We start from the raw sequence: 23,527 nt of genomic DNA on the forward strand, positions 1-23,527 counted from the left end.
CTGCTCCGGACCCTCAACCGGAGAAGCCGACGTGCGCGAGCCGCAGTGGGCCGCGCAGCCTGAGGCGGACGTCGTGCACGCCCGCGGCGGCGACGGGCGCGCCGAGGGAGACGTAGTCGTACGGGCCCGATGCCGGTCCGGCGGGTGACAGCACCGCGAGGACCGGACCGCCGTCGACGGACACTTCGACCGTGCCCTCGCCGGCCACCTCCACCGTCACCTCGGTGACGCCGCGGCCGAAGTCGCAGTCGCGATAGACCAGTTCACCCGTGACTCCGCCCGCCGGCGTCACCGCGTCGCCCGACACCTTCGTCCGGTCGACGATCTCGATGCCGCTCTGCTCGTCGAAACCGGCCGCGGCCAGTCCGCCCGCCAGGACCGCGCGCGGCAGGGTGGGCTCGCCCTCCAGCGTGACGGTCGTCCGCAGCCGGACGTCCTCGCTGGAGGCCCCGGCCAGCAACTCGTACGCGCCCGGCTCCACGCGCCGGCGATCCTGGGCGACGTCCCAGAACGCGAAGGCGGACAGCGGGACCGCGAAGGCCAGTTCGGCCGTCGCGCCGGGGGCGAGGGTGACGCGGCGGTGGTCCAGCAGCTCGCGGCGCGGACGCGGCACGGACGGGTCGACGGCCCGCGTGTAGAGCTGGGCGACCTCGTCGGCCGTGACGTCACCGGTGTTCGTGACCGAGAACGAGACGTGCAGCGTGCCGTCCTCGACCCGGGTCGTCAGGCCGTCGTACGCGAACGACGTGTACGACAGGCCGTGCCCGAACGGGAACAGGGGCGTGCCCTCGAAGTACAGATACGTCTGGCGGGCGCCGATCACGTCGTAGTCGAGGAGGCCGGGCAGATCGGCGTCGTCGGCGTACCAGGTCTGCGGCAGCCGGCCGGCCGGGGAGACGTCGCCCGCCAGCACACGGGCCAGGGCGGTGCCGGCCGCCTGGCCGCCGTGCGCCGTCCACAGCACGGCCGGGAGGGTGGCCGGGTCGAGGGCGTACGGGTAGGCGGAGACCAGCGCCAGCACGGTCGCCGGGTTCGCCGCGCGGGCGGCCCGCAGCAGCCGCTCCTGGTGCTCCGGCAGACGCAGGGTCGTACGGTCCTCCGTCTCACGGCCGTTGATGTGCGGGTCGTTGCCCGCGACCACCACGACCACATCGGCCTCCGCGGCGGCCCGCTTCACCGCGTCCTCGCCGCGCTCGGCGAAGACCAGCTCGAACACCTCGGGATCTTCCTCGGCAACCTTCACGCCGTCGGCGGAGACACACACGTGGCGACCCGACCCCAGGTGCTTCAGGAGGTGCCCGTTCTCGTGCGGTTCCAGGCGGAACGTCTCCTGGACGACCCAGCCGCCCGGCTGGTCGGCGGAGGCGCGGACCCGGCCGTCCTCGGCGACCGAGAGGTAGCGGCCGTCGGGCGCGCGCAGCGTCAGCACGCCCTCGCCCCAGTCGACCAGCGCCAGCTCGGTGCCGGCCGCGTCGGTGGCGAGCGGGGGCAGGTCCGTGCGGCCCGCGAGCAGCGCCGGGTCGAGCGCTCCCTCGGCGCCGCGCACCTCGTCGGCGGCGTCCTCCGCCACCTGCACGTGCAGGAACGCGCCCGCGGAGGTCTTCAGCCGGACCCGGTCCACGCCCTCCGCGAACTCCACCCGCTCCGCGCCGAACCGCTCGTACAGGCCCTCCAGCGGGGTCGAGCGGTGCAGGAGCGTGCCGCTGTACCAGTCGAGCTTGCACTCGTCGGCGAGCAGACCGACCACGGCGACACGGGTGTCCGGGGCGAGCGGCAGCACCCCGTCGTTCTTCAGCAGCACGACCGCCTGCTCGGCCGCCTCCCGGGCGAGGGCACGGTGCCCCGGGGAGTCGAACTCGCTGGTGGCGTCGTGCGGGTCGTACTCCGGGTCGAACTCGCCGAGGCGGAAGCGGACCGAGAGCTGGCGGCGGACGGCCCTGTCGAGGTCGGCCTCGGTCAGCAGACCGCGCTCCAGGGCGCCGCGCAGCCGCGCGGTCATCGGCGAGGAGTCCGTGCCGTGGTCGGTGAAGCTGTCGACGCCCGCCACGAGGGAGGCGGCGGTGGCCTCCTCGTGGGTGTCGAAGTAGTGCTCGGAGTCGACCAGATTGCTCGGCGCGCCCGCGTCCGAGCAGACCAGCAGCTCCTCGTCGGTCCAGGCCCGCAGCTGCTCGCCGAGGTACGGGGAGACGTGGTTGGGGCGGCCGTTGACCAGGTTGTACGCGGGCATCACCCCGGCCACCGCACCGGCCTCGACGGTCTCGCGGAACGCCCTCAGGTCGTACTCGTGCAGCACGCGCGGGCGCACCGAGCTCGACGTCGTCGACCGGTCCGTCTCGTTGTTGTGGGCGAGCCAGTGCTTCAGCACGGGCGCCGTGCGCCAGTAGGTGGGGTGGTCGCCGCGCAGGCCGTGCGTGTAGGCGGTGGCGATCGCCGAGGTGAGCTTCGGGTCCTCCGAGTAGCCCTCCTCGTTGCGTCCCCACAGGGGGTGGCGCAGCAGGTTGACCGTCGGGGCCCAGACGTTGAGCCCGATGCGCTCGTCCTTGGCGCGCATCGCGCGGACCTCCTTGGACACCGCGTCGCCGACCCGCCGCACCAGCTCCGGGTTCCAGGTGGCGCCGAGGCCGACCGCCTGCGGGAACACCGTCGCCGGACCCATCCACGCCACGCCGTGCAGGGCCTCCTGGCCGGTGCGGAAGGCGGCGATGCCGAGCCGCTCGACGGCGGGCGCGAACTGGTGCAGGAAGGCGGTCTTCTCCTCCCGTGTGAGCCGCGACAGGAGGTCGTCGATCCGCTTCGCGAACGGCAGGCGCGGATCGCGGAACGGCGGCGTGGGCGGCGTGTGTGCGGTCACGTGGGATTCCCTTTGCGATGGAGCGGCGAGACGCTTTCGAAGCGCTTCGATGCTGATTCGACGTGGGGGTGGGTGTCAAGACACCTCGGCGCAACAACTCCGACCCTGCGGCGCCATTCCAAGCGCCATTTGCGTCAGGTAGCGATCGTGCACACCTCGGGAGAATCTTGGAATCGCCCCTTGTGCACCCCTGGGTGTTCACTTAATCTCGCAGCAACATCGAAGCGCTTCGACTGTGAAGTCCGCCACCCGGTGGTGCGCATTCCTCGTCACTCGTCGGAGTATCGCTTCGGCTCAGCCAGTTCCACTCGAGACACCGCAGCCGACGGCCCTCCGCCGGGTGTCCTGGTGTGCCATGAAGGGTTGACGCAATGACGCCGAACGCCGCCTCCGCCTCCTCCGGACCGAGCCGGAGATCCTTCCTCGCCTCCACGGCGGTCGCCACCGCCGCCGTGGCCGGCGGGATGCCGTTGCTCGCCGCGTGCGGCGGTTCGGACAGTGGCTCGCGGGACGGCACCACGTCGGGGAAGACGGCGAAGAAGCTGCTGCCGGCGTACGTCGCCAGCAATGTGGTGACGCCGGACATCCCGTCCAAGAACGGCTCGGCCATGGGCTTCACGAGCAAGCTCGCCTTGGCCGACCTCAAGTCCTCGGTGCCGAAGAAGCTCGGCAAGGGCAGTTCCATCAAGATCATGTCGCCGTTCTGGGGCACCCCGCCGAAGGGCGACAACCCCTACTACAAGGCGATGAACGATCTGATCGGCGTCGACATCACCTGGCAGAACCAGGACGGCATGACCTACGACGAGAAGCTCGGCGCGGTCCTCGCCTCCAGCGACGTGCCGGACGTCGTGGTCATCCCGAGCTGGAACATGGGCGGCAAGATACCCAGCGCCATCATCAGCAAGTTCGCCGACCTCGGTACGTACCTGTCCGGGGACGCGGTCAAGAAGTACCCGAACCTCGCCGCCATCCCCAGCGGCGCCTGGCAGTACTCCATCTTCGGCGGCAAGCTGCGCGGCCTGCCCCAGCCGGCCCCCTCCGTCGTCGGCATCGTGCCCTTCTACCGCAAGGACGTCTTCGACAAGGAGGGCTGGGACCTCCCCACGTCCCCCGACGAGTTCCTCGCGCTCGCCAAGGAGATCTCCCGGCCCAAGGCCAAGGTGTGGGCCTGCGACGACATGAAGTGGTCCGCCTTCAACTTCTTCGGTGTGCTCTCCGGCAGCGAGAAGCCGCTCGGCTGGAACCTGACGGACGGCAAGCTGGTCTACCGCGTCGAGACCGAGGAGTACCTCGAAGCCCTGGAGTGGACGCGCAAGCTGTACGCGGGGGGCTTCGTCCACCCCGACGCCAAGGCGGTGCAGGGCACCGCGGGTGACCGTTTCGCCTCCGGCCAGGTGCTGATCTACAACAACAACATCACGGACTGGTGGGGCAAGATGGCCGAGCAGGCGGGCCAGAAGACCGACTTCCGCATCTCCGGCATGGACATCTTCGGTGCCGACGGCGGCGACCCCACCCTGTGGGCCGGCTCGCCCGCCGGCATCTTCGCCTTCGTCAACAAGAAGGCGTCCAAGTCCGTCGTCGAGGACATCCTGGCCGCCGCGAACGTCACCGCCGCCCCGTACGGCACCAAGGAGTACATGCTCACCAACTACGGGGTGGAGGGCACGCACTACACCGTCAAGGACGGGGTGCCCACCAAGAACGACAAGGGCAACCAGGAGGTCGCGAACGCCTACGTGATGCTCGCGAGCCCCGCCCCGACCATCGCGCACCCGGACTTCCCGGACATCGCGAAGGAGCAGGTGGAGTGGCAGCAGCGGATGGGCGGCTTCACCAAGAAGTCCACCTTCTGGGGCATGCAGATCACCGAGCCCGTCCGCTACACCAACCTCTCCAACGACTTCGAGCAGTTGGAGGACGACGTCGTCCGCGGCCGCAAGAAGATCAGCGACGTGCAGCAGGCCGTCGCCGAATGGAAGAAGCAGGGCGGCGACAAGCTGCGGGACTGGTACCAGAAGCTGCACGACACCAACGGTTCCGCGCAGTGACCAGGCGCTGAGGCAAGGAGTAGACCGTGTCCCACAGCACGGTGCCTCGCAGCAGGGCCGAGGCGAAGACGAGTGAGGAATCTCCCCGGGGGACGGACATCCCCACCGGGGGGCGGCCGGGGAAGAAACCCTCCGGCAAACTGAGCCTCCGGCTGCGGCTGCGCCGCGACCGCACGCTGATCCTGATGACCCTGCCCGCCATCGCGCTGGTCCTGGTCTTCAACTACATACCGATCCTGGGCAACGCCGTCGCCTTCCAGGAGTACGACCCGTACGTCAGCGACAACGGCTTCGTCGCGATGCTGGAGAGCCCCTGGGTGGGCCTGGAGCAGTTCGAGCGGATCTTCGCGGACTCGGCGTTCTGGGACGCCGTGCAGAACACGCTCGTGCTGTTCGTCCTCCAGCTCGTGCTGTTCTTCCCGATCCCGATCGTGCTCGCGCTGCTCATCAACAGCGTGATCAGGCCCCGGATCCGGGCGGTGTCGCAGGCGATCCTCTACCTGCCGCACTTCTTCTCCTGGGTACTGGTCATCACCGTCTTCCAGCAGATCTTCGGCGGGGCGGGCATCATCGCGCAGACCCTGCGCGAGCACGGCTACGAGGGCTTCGACCTCATGACCGACCCGGGGATCTTCAAGTTCCTGGTGACGGCGGAGGGCGTCTGGAAGGACGCGGGCTGGGGCATCATCGTCTTCCTCGCCGCGCTCGCCTCCGTGAGCCCCGACCTCTACGAGGCGGCGGCCATGGACGGGGCCGGGCGCTGGCGCCGCATGTGGCACGTCACGCTGCCCGCGCTGCGGCCCGTGATCGCCCTGCTGCTGGTGCTGCGGGTCGGTGACGCGCTCACCGTCGGCTTCGAACAGATCCTGCTGCAACGCGACGCGGTGGGACCGGGCGCGTCGGAAGTCCTCGACACCTATGTGTGGTGGAACGGCGTCCGCAACCAGGACTTCAGCTACGCGGCAGCCGCGGGCCTCGTCAAGGGCCTGGTGAGCGTGGCGCTCGTCCTCGCCGCGAACAAGGTGGCCCACTTCATGGGCGAGCAGGGGGTGTACAAGAAGTGACCACCGTCATGGACAAGGCCGCCGTCGAGGAGGCGGCGCGTGAACCCCGCTGGTGGGAGGCTCCGCCGAGGCCCGTCTGGGACGACGAGCCGGGCAAGGCCGGGATCGCGGGCAAGGGCATCGTCCTGGCCGGGGCCTGCCTCGCCATCCTGTTCCCGCTGTGGATCGTCATCGTCACCAGCCTCTCCTCGAAGCAGACCATCACCGAGGCCGGCGGACTGGTGATGATCCCGAAGGACATCACCTTCATCGCCTACCAGGAGCTGCTGAGCGGCGGGCAGGTGACCCGGGCCGCGATCGTCAGCGTGTGCGTCACGCTGGTCGGCACGGTGTTCTCCATGACGGTGTCGGTGCTGGCCGCCTACGGCCTGTCCCGCAGCGGTTCGCTCGGGCATCGCTGGCTGCTGATGACGCTGCTCGCGACGATGTTCTTCGGGGCCGGGCTCATTCCGACCTATCTGCTGGTGCAGTCGCTCGGGCTGACCGACACGTATCTCGCGCTGATCCTGCCGAGTGCGGTCAGTGTCTTCAACATCCTGGTGCTGCGCGGGTTCTTCATGGGGATCTCGCCGGAACTCGTCGACAGTGCGCGGATCGACGGGGCGGGGGACTGGCGGATTCTCTGGCAGATCGTGATGCCGCTTTCCCGGGCCGTCATCGCGGTGATCACGTTGTTCTACGCGGTCGGTTACTGGAGTGCCTGGTTCAACGCGTCGATCTATCTGAGCAACCAGGACATGATGCCGTTGCAGAACGTCATGATTCAGCTGGTGCAGAAGCAGGAGGCGCCGGTGGGGGTGAGTCAGGCGATCAAGACCGGGCAGATTTCCGGGCTGGCGATCCAGATGGCCGTGATGGTGATGGCGTTGCTGCCGGTGGCTGTGATTTCGCCGTTCGTCCAGAAGCATTTCAAGAAGGGCATGCTCACGGGGGCCGTCAAGGGGTGATGCCCCTTGTTTCGCGCAGTTCCCCGCGCCCCTGGGTGCCTTAACTCCCCCCTGTGCCGCAAGAACCGAGGTATGTCATGAGCACGTTTAACCTCAGCAGACGGTCCGTGCTGGCCGGGACCGCTGCCACCGCTGCCGTCGCCGCCCTTCCGATGGTCCAGGGACGTGCGCAGGCCGCCGCCCCGGCGGCCGGGGGATACCGGTGGCGGAACGCCGTCATGGGCGGCACCGGATTCGTCACCGGCGTGCTGTTCCACCCCTCCGTCCGCGGGCTCGCCTACGCCCGTACCGACATCGGTGGTGCCTACCGCTGGGACGACCGGACCGACCGGTGGGTCCCGCTGACGGATCACATCGGCTGGGACGACTGGAACCTGCTCGGTGTGGAGGCCATGGCCGTCGACCCGGCCCACCCGAACCGGCTGTACCTCGCTCTCGGTACGTACGCGCAGTCCTGGGCCGGCAACGGGGCCGTGCTGCGGTCCGAGGACCGTGGGGCCACCTGGAAGCGCACCGACCTGACCGTGAAGCTCGGGGGCAACGAGGACGGGCGTGGGTGCGGGGAGCGGCTGCTCGTGGACCCGAGGGACAGCGACACCCTGTGGCTCGGCACCCGGCACGACGGACTGCTCAAGTCGACCGACCGGGGCGCCACCTGGAAGGCCGTGAGCTTCCCTGCCACGCCCAGCGCCACCGGCCAGGGCGTCACGCTCCTGGTCGCGGCCGGCCGCACCCTCTACGCCGGCTGGGGCGACTCCGACGGCACGTCCGGCAAGCCCGGCCTCTACCGCACGTCCGACGGCACGACCTGGGAGACCGTCCCGAAGCAGCCGGCCGGCACCGCTGCCAAGGTGCCGATCCGGGCCGCGTACGACCGGCACACGCGCGAGCTGTACGTGACGTACGCCAACGCCCCCGGTCCCAACGGCCAGTCCGACGGCAGCGTGCACAAGCTGCGGACGACGGACGGGAAGTGGACCGAGGTCACGCCGGTGAAGCCCGGCGGGGCGACCGGTGACGGGGGGACCGACTCCTTCGCGTACGGCGGTGTCGCCGTCGACGCCCGCCGGCCCGGCACCGTCGTCGTCTCCACCAACAACCGCTGGGCGCTGGTCGACACCCTGTACCGGACCACCGACGGCGGCCGCACCTGGAAGTCCCTGAAGGACAAAGCCGTCCTGGATGTGTCCGAGACGCCGTACCTCAAGTGGGGCGCCGACAAGCCCAAGTTCGGGTGGTGGATCCAGGCCGTCGGCGTCGACCCGTTCGACTCCGAGCACGTCGTCTACGGCACCGGCGCGACCCTCTACGGCACCCGCGACCTCAAGCACTGGGCGCCGCAGATCCGCGGCCTGGAGGAGGCGTCCATACGCCAGTTGATCTCCCCTCCGGCCGGAGAAGCACACCTGATCAGCGGGTCCGGGGACGTCGGCGTGATGTACCACGAGCGGCTCGGCGCCTCCCCTTCCCGCGGCATGGCGTCGAACCCGGTGTTCGGCACGGCGACGGGACTCGCGCTGGCCGCGGCCAAGCCGTCGTACGTCGTGCGGGCCGGGTGGGGAGACAACGGCAACGGTGCCTACTCGAACGACGGCGGCAAGACCTGGGCACCCTTCAAGGCTCAGCCGGCCATGGCCAAGTCCGCGCCGGGGCCGATCGCCACCAGCGCCGACGGCAGCGTGCTGCTGTGGTCCTTCGGCGCGGCCGATCCGGGATTCCGCTCGGCGGACAACGGCGTCACCTGGTCCGAGGTCGCTTCCTTCCCGAAGGGTGCCGTCCCGGTCGCGGACCCGGCCGACGCGACGCGTTTCTACGCCTTCGACACCACCACGGGGACGCTCTTCGCCAGCAGCGACAGCGGCAGGACCTTCACCGCACGGGCCACCGGCCTGAACTCGGGCGACACCGAGTTCCGGCTTGCCGCGGCCCCGGGCCGCTCGGGCGACCTCTGGCTGAGCCTGAAGTGGAACGGGCTGTACCGCTCCACCGACGGCGGCGCCGGCTTCACCAAGGTCGGAAGCTGCTGGGCCTCGTACACCCTCGGCTTCGGCAAGGCCGCCGAGGGCGCCTCCTACCCGGCGATCTACATGGTCGGCTCCACCGAGAGCATCACCGCCGTGTACCGCTCCGACGACGAGGCGAAGACCTGGACGCGGATCAACGACGACCGGCACCAGTGGGGCTGGATCGGCGCCGGCATCACCGGCGACCCGCGCGTGTACGGCCGGGTCTACATCGCCACCAACGGTCGCGGCGTGCAGTACGGGGAGCCCGCCTGATGCCCGAGCGGAACAGGCCCGGCCTGAGCGATGCCACCCGGGGCCGGCTCCTCTTCGGCGGCGACTACAACCCGGAGCAGTGGCCGGAGGAGACCTGGCACGAGGACGTCCGGCTGATGAAGGACGCCGGCGTCAACTCGGTCACCCTCGGGGTGTTCTCGTGGTCGAAGCTGGAACCGGAGCCCGGGGCACGGGAGTTCGGCTGGCTGGACACGCTGATGGACCTCATGCACGAGGGCGGCATCGGGGTCGTCCTCGCCACCCCCACCTCCTCGCCACCGCCCTGGATGGGCCGGCTGCACCCCGACACCCTGCCCGTCACCGAGGACGGCCGCACCGAGTGGTGGGGCGGCCGTCAGCACTTCTCGCACTCCAGCGCCACCTACCGGCGCTACGCCGCCGCCGTCACCGAGGACCTGGCCGCCCGCTACGGCGGCCACCCGGCCCTGACGATGTGGCACATCAACAACGAGTACTGCACCTTCGACTACGGCGACCAGGCCGCCGCCTCCTTCCGGCGGTGGCTGCGCGAGAGGTACGGCACGCTCGACGCCCTCAACGAGGCCTGGGGCACCGCCTTCTGGAGCCAGGGCTACGACACCTGGGACGGCATCCTGCCGCCCCGTCTGCCCCACTACATGCGCAACCCCGGCCAGGTCCTGGACTTCCGGCGCTTCACCTCCGACATGCTCCTGGAGTGTTACGTCGCCGAGCGGGACATCGTCCGGCGCCACACCCCGCACCTGCCGGTCACCAGCAACTTCATGCCGCTGTGGTTCGGCCAGGACGCCTGGCGCTGGGCGGGGGAGGAGGACGTCGTCTCCGTCGACCTCTACCCCGACCCGCGTGATCCGCTCGGCGCCCAGAACGGCGCCCTCGTCCAGGACATGACCCGCTCCCAGGCACGCGGGCCCTGGATGCTCATGGAACAGGCGGCCGGACCGGTCAACTGGCGCGGGGTGAACCACCCCAAGCCGCGCGGCCTCAACCGGCTGTGGTCTCTGCAGGCCGTGGCCCGGGGCGCCGACGCCGTCTGCTACTTCCAGTGGCGGCAGTCCCGGCAGGGCGCCGAGAAGTTCCACTCCGGCATGGTCAGCCACGCCGGGGCGGAGGGCCGCACGTACCAGGAGGTCAAGCGGCTCGGGGCGGACCTGGCGAGGATCGCCCCCGAGGTGACCGGCCGGCACATCACCGCCGACATCGCGGTCCTGCACGACTGGAACGCCTGGTGGGCCGGCGCCCAGGACGGCCGCCTGTCCACCCGGGTCGACTACCCGGACGTGCTGCGCGCCTGGCACCGGGCTCTCTGGCAGGCGCACCTCACCACCGACTTCGCCCACCCCGAGCACGATCTGACGCCGTACTCGATGGTCGTCGTGCCCCAGCTCTACGCGCTCACCGACGCGGCGATCGACAACCTCCTCGCCTACGCCCGTGGCGGCGGCACCCTCGTCTGCGGTTTCCTGACCGGCGTCGCGGACGAGGACGACCGGGTGCGCCCCGGCGGCATGGACGCCCGGCTGCGGGAGCTGTTCGGCATCCGCACCCTGCACGAGTGGTGGCCGCTGGACGCGGACGAGACCGTCGCCTGCGAGGGCTTCCGGGGCACGCTGTGGTCCGAGGAGATCGAGCCCGCCGACCCCGACCACACGGCCCGCTACAAGGGCGGCGAACTGGACGGCATGCCCGCCGTCCTGCGCAAGGACCGCGCCTGGTACCTCTCCACCCTCCCGGAGCCGGAGGCGCTGCGCGACCTGCTGGCCCGGATCGCCGACGGCGCGGGCGTCCGGCCCGTGCTCGACGGTCTTCCCGGGCAGGTCGAGGCCGTGCGCCGGGGAGAGCTGCTGTTCCTGCTCAACCACGGCCGCGAGCCGGTGACCGTTGAAGTCCCCGGCACCCACCACGACCTGCTGACGGGCACGGCCGTCACCGACCGGGTCACCCTCGGCCGCTACGAGGCGGCGGTGCTCCGGCCATGACCGCCGCCACCCCCGTCCACGGCACGTGGGAGCCGCACCCGGCCGGCCGCTGGGAGGACGGTTTCCTGAGCGGCAACGGCCACCACGGCGCTCTTGTGTTCGGTGACCCGGACATCGAACGGGTCGTCGTCACGCACCACACCCTGGTGCGCCCCAACGGCAGGGACCCCAGGCCCCCGCGGCTCGCCGGGGACCTCCCCGCGCTCCAGGACCGCCTCCTGGCGGGCGACGCGACCGCCGCCGAGAGCTTCACCGACGGCCGCCCGCACCAGTGGGTGCAGCCCTTCCACCCCGCCTTCCAGGTCAGACTGCGCCGGCCGTCCGGTGCCCGGCGCGACTACCGCCGCGACGTCGACTTCACGACGGGCGTGGTGCGGGCCTCCTGCGCCGGCTGGACGAGCCGTGTCTTCGTCTCTCGCGCCGACGACGTGATCGTCCAGCAGGTCACCGGACCCGGCCTCACCCTCGACCTCGACCTGGACCACCGGCTGCACGGCGCCCCCGCCGGACTGGGCATCGGCCATGGAGCCGTCCTCACCCCCGAGGGCGCCCTGCTGAGCCTGCGCGCCCGCTACCCGGACAGCGACCTGGCCTGCACCGGCGTCACCCTGGTCGCCGTCACGGGCGGCACGACGACCCTCCTGCCCCCCGGCGTGCACATCGAGGGCGCCCGCTCCGTGCTGCTCCTCACCCGGGTGCACCGGCACACCGGCGAATCGGACGCGGTCGCACAGGGCCGCGCCCTGCGCGATCTGCCCCTGGAGTACGACGAACTCCTCGACCGCCACGTCGCCCTCCACCGCACCGCCTACGAGCGTGTCACCCTCGACCTGGCCGCCGACCCCGCCGAACGGGCCCTCCCGGGCTCCGAGTTGCTGAGACGGCCACGCAGCACCGCCCTGCTGGAGCGCCTCTTCGCGGCCGGCCGCTACCACCTGCTGTCCGCCAGTGGCCTCTTCCCGCCCCGCCTGACCGGACTGTGGACCGGCGACTGGAACACCGCCTGGTCGGGCGCCTTCACCAACGACGCCAACCTCAACCTCCAGACCGCCTCCGCCGCTGCCGCCGCCCTCCCCGAGGTCACCGAGGCGCACGCGTCCCTGGTCCGGCGGCAGCTCCCCGACTGGCGCGACAACGCCCGCGCGATCTTCGGCACCCGGGGCGTCGTCGCCCCCGGCCACACCGACGGCGAGTCGGGCCACTCGTACCACTTCGACCGCGAGTACCCCCTGCACCTGTGGACCGCCGGCGCCGACTGGCTGCTCAAGCCGCTCGTCGACCACGACGAGACCCGGGGCACCCGCGACCCGCGCACCGCCGCCGCACTCGCCGAAGTCGCCCTGTTCTACGAGGACTTCCTCACCCGCACGGACGAGCACGGCCATCTCGTCGTCGTCCCGTCCTACTCGCCCGAGAACCGCCCCGCCAACGCGAGCTGGGGCACCCTCAACGCGGCCATGGACCTCTCGGCGGCCCGCCACGCCCTGCGCACGGCCGCCTCCTACCACCCCGGCCCCGACGCCGACCGCTGGCACGCCCTCGCCGACCGGCTCCCACCGCACCGGATCAACGCGGACGGGGCGCTGGCCGAATGGGCCTGGCCGGGCCTGGAGGACTCCTACGACCACCGCCACCTCAGCCACCTCTACGGCGTCTGGCCGCTCGACGAGATCACCCCCTACGACAGCCCCGAACTCGCCACGGCCGCCCACCGGGCCCTGGAACTGCGCGGCGCCGAGAACGACTCCGCGCACGGCCATCTGCATCACGCCCTCATCGCGGCCCGGCTCAGGGACGGCGCACGCGTCGCCCACGCCCTCGGCCAGGTCCTCGACGGCGACTTCTTCCACGCCTCGCTGATGAGCGCCCACTACCCGAAGCGGGACGTCTACAACGCGGACGCCGCGCACACCCTGCCCGCCGTGCTGATCGAGATGCTCGTGCAGTCGACCCCGGACCGGCTGGTCCTGCTGCCCGCGCTTCCGGCGGCCTGCCCCAGCGGCGCACTGCGCGGTGTGCGCACCCGCTTCGGGGCCGAACTCGACCTCACCTGGACCCGGGACGGCGTCTCCGCCGTGATCAGGCCGGGCCGCACCCACCGCGTCGAACTGCGGACTTCCACCGGCACAGAATCCCTCCACCTGGTCGCCGGAGAAGACCACGTCCTCACCCTGAGGGCGCGGTAGTTCCCCCCATCCCCCCACCCATGGAAGGGACACCATGGCATCACGCACCTTGAGCAGGGTCACCAAGGCCCTGCTCGCCCCGGCCCTGGCGCTCGGCGCGACCATAGCCCTCGCCTCCGCGCCCGCCTCGGCCGCCGTCTGGAACTCCTGCGACCAGTGGGGCAACACGAGCCTGAACGGCTACACGCTCTACAACAACATCTGGGGCGGCGGCGCCGGTGCCCAGTGCATCTGGGCCAACTCCGGCACCAACTGGGGTGTCAACGCCAACCACCCCAACACCGGCGGCATCAAGTCCTACCCGAACCAGACGAAGGCGATCAACAAGTCCATCACCTCGCTGGGTTCGCTCTCCAGCAGCTACAACGTCAGCGTCCCGTCGTCCGGCGCGTACAACACGTCGTACGACATCTGGGACACGGACCACGACTACGAGATCATGCTCTGGGTCAACAAGACCGGAGCCGTCGGCCCGATCGGCACCTCGCAGGGCAGCGTCAGCCTCGGCGGCCACTCCTGGAACGTCTTCAAGGGCACCAACGGCGCCAACGAGGTGTTCTCGTTCATCCGCACCTCCAACTCCAGCTCCGGCACCGTGAACATCCTGCCGATCCTGAAGTGGATCAAGGACACCAAGGGCTGGATGGGCAACGAGACCATCGGTGACGTCCAGTTCGGCTACGAGATCACCTCGTCGTCCGGTGGCCTGGACTTCCGCACCAACAGCATGACCGTCAGCAGCAGCTGACGCCGTACCCGGGGCCGGGGCCGGCCGTGCCGTCAGGCGCGGTCGACCTCGGCCCGCAGCGCGTTGTAGTCCGCGAAGGCCGACTCGACCTCGGCGCGGGTCAGGCCGTAGCGGGACAGGTCGTAGGTGTGGCGGCGGGTGCCCTCGGGGCGGGCGACGGCCGCGGGGAGACGGGCCGCGTCGGCCTCGGTCCAGGGGGCGCCGACGGCGGCGTGCAGCTTCGGGGCGCCGGTCGCGGGATCCGCGCCGAGCCAGGAGTACGGGGCGTCCACCAACTGCTCCGGTGGGACGGCGGCCCGGGCCGCGAGACCGCGTGTCATGGCGCGGCTCAGCAGCTCCAGCCAGGTGGCGCCGATGCCGGCCGGGTCGATCGGGCGGGAGCTGACGGCCATGCCGTGCTCGATCAGCGAGCAGAAGGACGCCACGACGGTGACCGGGTCGCGGTGGCACCACACGATCGTGGCGTCGGGGAAGACGGTACGCAGCGCGTCCAGGTTCTCCAGGTGCATGGGGGACTTCAGCATCCAGCGCCGCCGCGGACGGCCGTACTGGAGCACCTGGTAGACCTGCTTGAGATACCGGTAGTCGGCGGTGAAGTCCCGCGCGCAGTGCCAGGCCTGGTACTCGGGGATACGGGCCTGGGAGAACGGCATCAGGGCGTGCGGCAGGGCGAAGGTGCACTCCTCGGGGCCCTCGGCCGCCATCGCGTGGATGTCGCGGAAGCGCGGCGCGAAGAGGTCTGTGCCCCGCACCATCCGGCGCCCGGCGGTGATCGCCTTCCGCCGCCGCCCGGGCGGCAGCTCCAGGTCCGGCGCGAGCAGTTCCCACAGCAGGGGGCAGCGGTGCCCGTCCGAGATCGACAGCACGGAGTGCGTGACGGTGGTGGCGGTGCGCGGCAGCCCCACGACGAACACCGGCTTCTCGATCGGCTCCCGCTCGATCCCGGGATGCTCGGCGATCAGCCGCCGCACCCGGGCGCGATTGGCCAGGTGCCGTCTGACGTGCGCCTGCGCGGACTGCCAGCCGACCGGAGTGAGGTTCCCGGCCTTCGCCCACCACCCCAGCAGCGCCCGGAAGTCGTCGACGAACTCCCGGTCGTCCGGCGCCTCCCCGGCCTCCACCACGATGCGGTCGAAGATCCGGCCGGGGTCACGGCGGGATCCGAAGCCCGGCCGCAGCAGCAGGTTGGCGAGGGTGAGGGCGAGCGGAGACGAGGACACGCAGAGAACCTAGCCCCTCCAACTGTTCTGCGATGGATGGAAGTTGGCCGAACAGTCACGAAGGGGTGGCCGGAAGACCTCCATCGATCCGGCCACCCCTCGCGACACGGCTACTCCGCTACAGGCAGCCGTGCCCCGTCCCGCAGAAAGAGCGGGATGCGGTCCAGCGGGGCGTCGACCGTCACGGCCCGACCGCCCTCGTACGTATCGCCCGTCCACGCGTCCGTCCATGCGGCCCCCGCCGGCAGATACGCCGTACGGGCGGTCGCGCCTGCGGTCAGCACCGGGGCGACCAGCAGATCCGGGCCGAAGAGGTAGGAGTCGTCCACCGACCAGGTGGCCTGGTCGTCCGGGAACTCCAGGAACAGCGGCCGCATCACCGGCAGGCCCTCCTCATGGGCCGCGCGCATCACGTCCAGCACATACGGCTTCAGACGCTCACGCAGCCGCAGATACTTCTCCAGGACGGCCCCGGCCTCCTCGCCGTACGACCACACCTCGTTCGGGCCGCCCGTCATCTCCGGGCCCAGCGGCATGCCCGGGTCGCGGAAGCCGTGCAGGCGCATCAGCGGGGACAGCGCGCCGAACTGGAACCAGCGGACCATCACCTCCCGGTACGCCGGGTCGTCCGGGTCGCCGCCGTGGAAGCCGCCGATGTCGGTGTTCCACCACGGGATGCCCGACAGGGCCGTGTTGAGGCCGGCCGCGATCTGGCGGCGCAGGGTCGGGAAGTCGGTGCCGATGTCACCCGACCACAGGGCGGCGCCGTAGCGCTGACTGCCCGCCCACGCCGAGCGGTTGAGGGTGACGATCTCCTCCTCGCCGGTCGCGAGCAGGCCCTCGTAGAAGGTCCGGGCGTTCTCGGCCGGGTAGGCGTTGCCGACCTCCAGGCCCGGGCCCGCCCAGTAGCGCAGGTTCTCCTGGAAGCCCGGCTTCAGCTCCGGCTCGCAGGCGTCCAGCCAGAACGCCGTGATGCCGTACGGGTCGAGGTAGTTCTCCTTCACCTTCGACCACACGAACTCCCGGGCGTCCGGGTTGGTGGCGTCGTAGAAGGCCACCTGGACCGTGGAGGCGACCTCCTTGTCGGGCCAGTCGGCGTGCGCCATCGGGCCGTACTGGGTGCCGATGAAGTACCCGCGCTGCTCCATGACCGGGTGGTTCTCGCTCAGCGGCGACACCGACGGCCAGACGCTCACCACGAGCTTGATGCCGAGCTCGTCCAGCTCGCGCACCATCGCCCCCGGGTCGGGCCACTCCTTCGGGTCGAACTTCCACTCCCCGAGATGCGTCCAGTGGAAGAAGTCACAGACGATCGCGGAGACGGGCAGACCGCGCCGCTTGTACTCCCTCGCCACCGCCATGAGTTCGTCCTGGGTGCGGTAGCGCAGCTTGCACTGCCAGAAGCCCGCCGCCCACTCCGGCAGCATCGGCGTCCGGCCGGTCACCGCGCTGTAGCGGCTCTGCGCGCCGGACGGGTCGCCCGCGGTGATCCAGTAGTCGATCTGCCGGGCCGAGTCGGCGACCCACCGGGTGCCGTTGTGCGCCAGCTCCACGCGGCCGATCGCCGGGTTGTTCCACAGCAGCGTGTAGCCCCGGCTGGAGGTCAGCACCGGGATGCCGACCTCGGCGTTGCGCTGGACCAGGTCCAGCACCAGGCCCTTCTGGTCGAGGCGCCCGTGCTGGTGCTGGCCGAGACCGAACAGCTTCTCGTCGTCGTAGGCGGCGAAGCGCTGCTCCAGACGGTGGTGGCCGTTGCCGACGGCCGTGTAGAGGCGGGAGCCGGGCCACCAGAAGTGGGCGCGGTCCTCGGCGAGCAGCTCGGCGGAGTCCTCCGTCCGCAGGAAGCGGACCAGGCCCTCGGCGTTCACCTCGACGGTGAGCGCGCCGACGGTGAGCTGTCCCCGGCCGTCCTCGATCTTCACCGTGGACGGTGTCGCGGGGGCCCCGTCGAGCAGGGCGCCCGGGAGCCCCTCGAGGACCGGCCCGCCGAGCCGGGCACGCACCCGGACCGCGTCCGGGCCCCACGGCTCGATCCGTACGGTCTCCTGGCGGCCGCTCCACTCCAGTGCGCCGTCCCGCTCGCGGAACACGCCGACGGTGGGGGAGGACTGCGCCAGGCTCACCTGGGGCTGGGTTTCAGCAGGCTGATTCACGTGGCGGGCTCCTGTGCGGAAGCAGACATGGGGGTGCCCTGGAAGGGGCGCTGTTCGATGGCTGGGAGTGACTACGGCCGGGTCGGCGCCGGCCCCGTGCTCGTCCGTACCGTCAGCTCGGGCGCGATCAGCACGACCTCGTCGCTGCCGCGCCCCTCGAGCTTGGCGACCAGGTGTTCCACCGCGTGCCGGCCCATCTCCTGCGCGGGGATGGCGACCGAGGTGAGCCGCACGGAGGCCTGCGTCGCGACCTGGTCGGGGCAGATCGCGACCACCGACACGTCTTCCGGCACGGCCCGGCCCTGCTGCCGCAGCAGCGCGAGCAGCGGCTCGACCGCCGACTCGTTCTGCACGATGATCCCGGAGGTGTCCGGGCGCTCGTCGAGGATCCGGGCCAGGGTCACGGCCATCGCGTCGTACCCGCCCTCGCACGGCCGGTGCAGCAGCCGCACCCCCAGCTCCCGGGCGCGGGTCCGCAGCCCGTCGAGGGTGCGCTCGGCGAAGCCGGTGTGCCGCTCGTAGACGGCCGGGGCCTCGCCGATGACGGCGATGTCGTGGTGCCCCTGCTTCGCCAGGTGCTCCACACACAGCGCGCCCGTCGCCCGGAAGTCCAGATCGACGCAGGTCAGACCGGAGGTGTCGGCGGGCAGCCCGATGAGCACGGACGGCTGGTCGGTCGCGCGCAGCAACGGCAGCCGTTCGTCGTCGAGCTCGACGTCCATCAGGATCATTCCGTCGGCGAGCCCGCTCCCGGCGACGCGGCGCACCGCGTCGGGGCCCTCCTCGCCGGTGAGCAGCAGCACGTCGTACCCGTGCGTGCGGGCGGAGGTCGCCACCGCGATGGCGATCTCCATCATCACGGGCACGTACATGTCCGTGCGCAGCGGGATCATCAGCGCGATGATGTTCGACTTGCTGCTGGCCAGGGCGCGGGCCCCGGCGTTCGGGTGGTACCCGAGCTCGCGGATGCTCCGCTCGACCCGCTGCCGGGTGCTGACGGAGATGGACCGCTTGCCGCTGAGGACATAGCTCACCGTGCTCGCCGAGACTCCGGCGTGCTGGGCGACCTCGGCGAGGGTGACCATCCAGCTCTCCAAGCTTTGTGAAGCGCTTCGACAATGCGCGTTGCTTATATGGGCGGGTGAGGGTGGTTCGACAGTAGCTCCAGCAGGAGTACGTGTCCATAGGTTGTCGAAGCGCTTCGATACCGATTTCCCGGGAGGGGTCGGCCTCCTGGGAGGCACCTCGATGCAACACCGTCCCCGGGCGGGCGACAAGTGCCGGGCGCGCTCCGTTCCCTTCGGCTGAACGGACGCGCGAGGACTGGTGGGAGCGTCCGGTTTCGGGTACCAACGATCCAGTAGCACTGGTCGGTAACGTACAGTCCTCAATAAACCTAGTTGCGGCGAGGTGCCCCTCATGTCCGCTTCCACCACTCCCCCTTCCCGTCCCGCCGTCACCGAGCGGGAGGCCCGTGAGGTGGCGGAGGCCGCCCGGGAACAGCACTGGCGCAAGCCCAGCTTCGCCAAGGAGCTGTTCCTCGGCCGCTTCCGGCTCGACCTCATCCACCCCCACCCGCTCCCCGGCGAGGAGGCGGCCCAGCGCGGCGAGGAGTTCCTCGCCAAGCTCCGCGACTTCGTCGAGACGAAGGTCGACGCCGCCGTCATCGAACGCGACGCCAGGATCCCCGACGAGGTGATCGACGGCCTGAAGGAGCTCGGCGCCTTCGGCATGAAGATCGACACCAAGTACGGCGGGCTGGGCCTCACGCAGGTGTACTACAACAAGGCCCTCTCGCTGGCCGGCTCCGCCAGCCCCGCGATCGGCGTGCTGCTCTCCGCGCACCAGTCGATCGGCGTGCCCCAGCCCCTGAAGCTGTTCGGCACCCAGGAGCAGCGCGAGCGCTTCCTGCCGCGCTGCGCCCGCACCGACATCAGCGCCTTCCTGCTCACCGAACCCGACGTCGGCTCCGACCCGGCCCGCCTCGCCACCACCGCGGTGCCCGACGGCGACGACTACGTCCTCGACGGCGTGAAGCTGTGGACCACCAACGGCGTCGTCGCCGACCTGCTGGTCGTCATGGCCCGGGTGCCGAGGAGCGAGGGCCACAGGGGCGGCATCACCGCCTTCGTCGTGGAGACGAACTCGCCGGGCGTCACCGTGGAGAACCGCAACGCCTTCATGGGCCTGCGCGGCATCGAGAACGGCGTCACCCGCTTCCACCAGGTCCGTGTCCCCGCCGCCAACCGCGTCGGCGAGGAGGGCCAGGGCCTGAAGATCGCCCTGACCACGCTGAACACCGGGCGGCTCTCCCTGCCCGCCTCCTGTGTCGCGGCCGGCAAGTGGTGCCTGAAGATCGCCCGCGAGTGGTCGGCGGTCCGCGAGCAGTGGGGCAAGCCCGTCGCGCACCACGAGGCGGTCGGCTCCAAGATCTCCTTCATCGCGGCCACCACCTTCGCCCTGGAGGCCGTGACGGACCTGGCCTCGCAGATGGCCGACGAGGACCGCAACGACATCCGCATCGAAGGCGCCCTCGCCAAGCTGTACGCCTCCGAGATGGCCTGGACGATGGCCGACGAACTCGTCCAGATCCGCGGCGGACGCGGCTTCGAGACGGCCGAGTCCCTCCGGGCCCGCGGCGAGCGCGGCGTCCCCGCCGAACAGCTCCTGCGCGACCTGCGCATCAACCGCATCTTCGAGGGCTCCACGGAGATCATGCACCTGCTGATCGCCCGCGAGGCCGTCGACGCCCACCTCACGGTCGCCGGCGACCTCATCGACCCGGAGAAGTCCCTGGGCGACAAGGCGAAGGCCGGCGCGAACGCGGGCGCCTTCTACGCCAAGTGGCTCCCCAAGCTCGTCGCGGGCCCGGGCCAGCTCCCCACGTCCTACGGCGATTTCAAGCACGGCGTCGACCTCTCCGGGCACCTGCGCTACGTCGAGCGCACGTCCCGCAAACTCGCCCGTTCCACCTTCTACGCCATGTCCCGCTGGCAGGGCCGGATGGAGTCCAAGCAGGGCTTCCTCGGCCGGATCGTCGACATCGGCGCCGAACTGTTCGCCATGAGCGCGGCCTGCGTACGCGCCGAACTCCTGCGCAACCAGGGCGAGAACGGCCGTGAGGCCTACCAGCTCGCCGACGTCTTCTGCCGCCAGGCCAGAATCCGCGTCGAGGAGCTCTTCAACCGCCTGTGGACCAACACCGACGACCTCGACCGCAAGGTCGTCAAGGGCGTGCTGTCCGGCACGTACGCGTGGCTGGAGCAGGGCATCGTCGACCCGTCGGGCGACGGCCCCTGGATCGCGGACGCGACCCCGGGAGCCTCCCAGCGGGAGAACCTCCACCGGCCGATCCGCTGACCGACCCCCAAGGGGGCGTGTGCCGCACCGGCACGCGCCCCCGCGAAGGGGATGCGCTGTCCTCACCCACGACGCTTGCGGCAACAATGGAGGAATGAGCGACAGTCCAGCCCCACTCGCCGACCCGCACCTCGTCTACGACCCCGTAGCGGGCGACGGCCCGAAGGACGTGGTGATCCTCGGCTCCACCGGGTCCATCGGCACGCAGGCCATCGACCTCGTGCTGCGCAACCCCGACCGCTTCCGGGTCACCGGCCTGTCCGCCAACGGCGGCCGGGTCGCCCTTCTCGCCGAGCAGGCGTACCGGCTGCGGGTGCCCACGGTCGCGGTCGCCCGCGAGGACGTCGTACCGGCCCTGCGCGAGGCGCTCTCCGCGCAGTACGGCACGGGCGAGCCGCTCCCCGAGATCCTCGCAGGCCCGGACGCGGCCACGCGCCTGGCGGCATCCGACTGCCACACCGTCCTGAACGGCATCACCGGCTCCATCGGCCTCGCCCCGACCCTGGCCGCCCTGGAGGCGGGCCGCACCCTCGCGCTCGCCAACAAGGAGTCGCTCATCGTGGGCGGTCCGCTGGTCAAGGGCCTCGCCAAGCCCGGCCAGATCATCCCGGTCGACTCCGAGCACGCGGCCCTCTTCCAGGCCCTGGCCGCCGGCACCCGCGCCGACGTCCGCAAGCTGGTCGTCACGGCCTCCGGAGGCCCTTTCCGCGGCCGCACGAAGCAGGAGCTGGCGAACGTCACCGTCGCGGACGCCCTCGCACACCCCACCTGGGCGATGGGCCCGGTCATCACGATCAACTCCGCGACCCTCGTCAACAAGGGCCTGGAGGTCATCGAGGCACACCTCCTCTACGACATTCCCTTCGACCGCATTGAGGTCGTCGTGCATCCGCAGTCGTATGTCCACTCGATGGTTGAGTTCACGGATGGATCGACACTGGCCCAGGCGACCCCGCCCGACATGCGCGGGCCCATCGCCATCGGCATCGGCTGGCCCGAGCGCGTCCCCGACGCGGCCCCCACCTTCGACTGGAGCAAGGCCTCGACCTGGGAGTTCTTCCCGCTCGACAACGAGGCCTTCCCCTCGGTGAACCTCGCCCGGCACGTCGGCGAGCTCGCGGGCACCGCCCCCGCGGTGTTCAATGCGGCCAACGAGGAGTGCGTGGAGGCGTTCCGCCAGGGCGCGCTGCCCTTCAACGGCATCATGGAGACCGTCACCCGGGTCGTCGAGGAGCACGGCACCCCGCATACGGGAACCTCGCTCACGGTGTCGGACGTCCTCGAAGCGGAGACCTGGGCGCGGACCCGGGCCCGGGAACTGGCGGCACAGACGGCGGAGGCCCGTGCATGACGACCCTGATGTTCATCCTCGGCATAGTTCTGTTCGTGGTCGGCCTGCTGTTCTCGATCGCGTGGCACGAGCTGGGGCACCTGTCCACCGCCAAGCTGTTCGGCATCCGCGTGCCGCAGTACATGGTCGGCTTCGGCCCGACGATCTGGTCGCGCAAGAAGGGCGAGACCGAGTACGGGATCAAGGCCATCCCGTTCGGCGGCTACATCCGCATGATCGGCATGTTCCCGCCCGGCCCCGACGGCCGGCTGACGGCGCGCTCCACCTCCCCCTGGCGCGGCATGATCGAGGACGCCCGCACCGCCGCCTACGAGGAGCTCAGGCCGGGCGACGAGAACCGCCTGTTCTACACGCGCAAGCCCTGGAAGCGCGTGATCGTGATGTTCGCGGGCCCCTTCATGAACCTGGTCCTCGCGGTGGCGCTGTTCCTCGCCATCCTGATGGGCTTCGGCATCACCCAGCAGACGAACACCGTCAGCTCCGTCTCCCAGTGCGTCATCGCCCAGAGCGAGAACCGCGACAAGTGCGAGAAGGGCGACCCGGCCAGCCCGGCCGCCGCCGCCGGCCTGAAGGCGGGCGACAAGATCGTCTCCTTCAACGGCGTGCGCACCGACGACTGGAACAAGCTGTCCGACCTCATCCGCGCCACCCCCGGCAAGGAGGTGCCGATCGTCGTCGACCGCAAGGGCCAGGACGTCACCCTGCAGGCGAAGATCGCCACCAACCAGGTCGCCAAGAAGGACTCGAGCGGCCAGATCGTCGAGGGCCAGTACGTCCAGGCCGGTTTCCTCGGCTTCAGCGCGGCCACCGGCGTGGTCAAGCAGGACTTCGGCGAGTCCGTGAGCTGGATGGGAGACCGGATGGGCGACGCCGTCGACTCCCTGGCCGCCCTCCCCGGCAAGATCCCGGCGCTGTGGAACGCGGCCTTCGACGGCGCGCCCCGTGAGGCCGACTCCCCGATGGGCGTGGTCGGCGCGGCCCGCGTCGGCGGCGAGATCTTCACCCTGGACATCCCGCCGACCCAGCAACTGGCCATGGCCCTCATGCTGGTCGCCGGCTTCAACCTCTCCCTGTTCCTGTTCAACATGCTCCCGCTGCTGCCGCTCGACGGCGGCCATGTCGCGGGCGCGCTCTGGGAGTCGCTGCGCCGCAACACCGCCAAGGTGCTGCGCCGGCCGGACCCGGGCCCCTTCGACGTGGCGAAGCTCATGCCGGTCGCCTACGTGGTCGCCGGGATCTTTGTCTGCTTCACGATCCTGGTCCTGATCGCGGACGTCGTTAACCCGGTGAGAATCTCCTAGTCATACGCGGTTCCGTGGCGGCCCGGCACTCTTC

General features: G+C 70.8%; 14 protein-coding genes. 10 read left to right on the forward strand and 4 right to left on the reverse strand.

Going from position 1 to position 23,527, the window contains the following annotated elements; translation table 11 throughout:
• Positions 1–13 precede the first annotated feature (13 nt).
• Complete coding sequence (locus ACFTZL_RS15920; RefSeq protein WP_382582158.1) at positions 14–2,851, reverse strand: glycoside hydrolase family 3 C-terminal domain-containing protein; 2,838 nt, start codon at positions 2,849–2,851, stop codon at positions 14–16.
• Between the two features lie 371 nt (positions 2,852–3,222).
• Here ACFTZL_RS15920 and ACFTZL_RS15925 point away from each other — a divergent pair, with 371 nt between their 5' ends.
• From ACFTZL_RS15925 to ACFTZL_RS15955, 7 genes are all read left to right on the forward strand, one after another.
• Positions 3,223–4,905 (forward strand): Tat pathway signal sequence domain protein, encoded by a 1,683-nt coding sequence (locus ACFTZL_RS15925; protein WP_382582161.1) that lies wholly within the window; start codon positions 3,223–3,225, stop codon positions 4,903–4,905.
• Between the two features lie 26 nt (positions 4,906–4,931).
• The gene (locus tag ACFTZL_RS15930) at positions 4,932–5,969 is read left to right on the forward strand and encodes an ABC transporter permease (RefSeq protein ID WP_382582164.1); all 1,038 of its coding nucleotides are present in this window, start codon (positions 4,932–4,934) and stop codon (positions 5,967–5,969) included.
• 8 nt (positions 5,970–5,977) lie between these two features.
• Entirely contained in the window at positions 5,978–6,916 is a 939-nt protein-coding gene (locus tag ACFTZL_RS15935; protein WP_382582167.1) for a carbohydrate ABC transporter permease, read from the forward strand.
• 77 nt (positions 6,917–6,993) lie between these two features.
• A complete protein-coding gene (locus ACFTZL_RS15940) occupies positions 6,994–9,195 on the forward strand; it encodes a 1,4-beta-glucanase (protein WP_382582169.1) in 2,202 nt (733 codons plus the stop codon).
• A complete protein-coding gene (locus ACFTZL_RS15945) occupies positions 9,195–11,174 on the forward strand; it encodes a beta-galactosidase (RefSeq protein WP_382582172.1) in 1,980 nt (659 codons plus the stop codon). The genes ACFTZL_RS15940 and ACFTZL_RS15945 overlap by 1 nt, the downstream gene beginning before the upstream one ends.
• Complete coding sequence (locus tag ACFTZL_RS15950) at positions 11,171–13,360, forward strand: glycoside hydrolase N-terminal domain-containing protein (RefSeq protein WP_382582175.1); 2,190 nt, start codon at positions 11,171–11,173, stop codon at positions 13,358–13,360. The genes ACFTZL_RS15945 and ACFTZL_RS15950 overlap by 4 nt, the downstream gene beginning before the upstream one ends.
• 34 nt (positions 13,361–13,394) lie before the next feature.
• A complete protein-coding gene (locus ACFTZL_RS15955; protein WP_382582178.1) occupies positions 13,395–14,108 on the forward strand; it encodes a hypothetical protein in 714 nt (237 codons plus the stop codon).
• A gap of 32 nt (positions 14,109–14,140) precedes the next feature.
• Here ACFTZL_RS15955 and ACFTZL_RS15960 read toward each other — a convergent pair whose 3' ends face one another.
• The 3 genes from ACFTZL_RS15960 to ACFTZL_RS15970 all read right to left on the reverse strand — a co-directional run bounded on the left by ACFTZL_RS15960 (position 14,141) and on the right by ACFTZL_RS15970 (position 18,566).
• A complete protein-coding gene (locus ACFTZL_RS15960) occupies positions 14,141–15,328 on the reverse strand; it encodes a sulfotransferase family protein (RefSeq protein WP_382582181.1) in 1,188 nt (395 codons plus the stop codon).
• Between the two features lie 110 nt (positions 15,329–15,438).
• Entirely contained in the window at positions 15,439–17,481 is a 2,043-nt protein-coding gene (locus tag ACFTZL_RS15965; protein WP_382582183.1) for a TIM-barrel domain-containing protein, read from the reverse strand.
• 71 nt (positions 17,482–17,552) lie between these two features.
• Positions 17,553–18,566 (reverse strand): LacI family DNA-binding transcriptional regulator, encoded by a 1,014-nt coding sequence (locus tag ACFTZL_RS15970; protein WP_382582186.1) that lies wholly within the window; start codon positions 18,564–18,566, stop codon positions 17,553–17,555.
• A 334-nt stretch (positions 18,567–18,900) separates the two neighbouring features.
• Here ACFTZL_RS15970 and ACFTZL_RS15975 point away from each other — a divergent pair, with 334 nt between their 5' ends.
• The 3 genes from ACFTZL_RS15975 to ACFTZL_RS15985 all read left to right on the forward strand — a co-directional run bounded on the left by ACFTZL_RS15975 (position 18,901) and on the right by ACFTZL_RS15985 (position 23,493).
• Complete coding sequence (locus tag ACFTZL_RS15975; protein ID WP_382582189.1) at positions 18,901–20,841, forward strand: acyl-CoA dehydrogenase family protein; 1,941 nt, start codon at positions 18,901–18,903, stop codon at positions 20,839–20,841.
• 94 nt (positions 20,842–20,935) lie between these two features.
• The gene (gene dxr / locus ACFTZL_RS15980) at positions 20,936–22,192 is read left to right on the forward strand and encodes a 1-deoxy-D-xylulose-5-phosphate reductoisomerase (protein ID WP_382582192.1); all 1,257 of its coding nucleotides are present in this window, start codon (positions 20,936–20,938) and stop codon (positions 22,190–22,192) included.
• Between the two features lie 8 nt (positions 22,193–22,200).
• Complete coding sequence (locus ACFTZL_RS15985; protein ID WP_382582195.1) at positions 22,201–23,493, forward strand: M50 family metallopeptidase; 1,293 nt, start codon at positions 22,201–22,203, stop codon at positions 23,491–23,493.
• Positions 23,494–23,527: the final 34 nt, after the last annotated feature.

The organism is Streptomyces sp. NPDC056948 (assembly GCF_042674225.1).
Taxonomy (GTDB): domain Bacteria; phylum Actinomycetota; class Actinomycetes; order Streptomycetales; family Streptomycetaceae; genus Streptomyces; species Streptomyces purpurascens.

Coding starts and splice junctions, on each gene's coding strand:
- ACFTZL_RS15925 (WP_382582161.1), top strand. CDS start 3,223: ATGACGCCGAACGCCGCCTCCGCCTCCTCCGGACCGAGCCGGAGATCC.
- ACFTZL_RS15940 (WP_382582169.1), top strand. CDS start 6,994: ATGAGCACGTTTAACCTCAGCAGACGGTCCGTGCTGGCCGGGACCGCT.
- ACFTZL_RS15935 (WP_382582167.1), top strand. CDS start 5,978: ATGGACAAGGCCGCCGTCGAGGAGGCGGCGCGTGAACCCCGCTGGTGG.
- ACFTZL_RS15970 (WP_382582186.1), bottom strand. CDS start 18,566: ATGGTCACCCTCGCCGAGGTCGCCCAGCACGCCGGAGTCTCGGCGAGC.
- ACFTZL_RS15950 (WP_382582175.1), top strand. CDS start 11,171: ATGACCGCCGCCACCCCCGTCCACGGCACGTGGGAGCCGCACCCGGCC.
- dxr (WP_382582192.1), top strand. CDS start 20,936: ATGAGCGACAGTCCAGCCCCACTCGCCGACCCGCACCTCGTCTACGAC.
- ACFTZL_RS15975 (WP_382582189.1), top strand. CDS start 18,901: ATGTCCGCTTCCACCACTCCCCCTTCCCGTCCCGCCGTCACCGAGCGG.
- ACFTZL_RS15985 (WP_382582195.1), top strand. CDS start 22,201: ATGTTCATCCTCGGCATAGTTCTGTTCGTGGTCGGCCTGCTGTTCTCG.
- ACFTZL_RS15955 (WP_382582178.1), top strand. CDS start 13,395: ATGGCATCACGCACCTTGAGCAGGGTCACCAAGGCCCTGCTCGCCCCG.
- ACFTZL_RS15945 (WP_382582172.1), top strand. CDS start 9,195: ATGCCCGAGCGGAACAGGCCCGGCCTGAGCGATGCCACCCGGGGCCGG.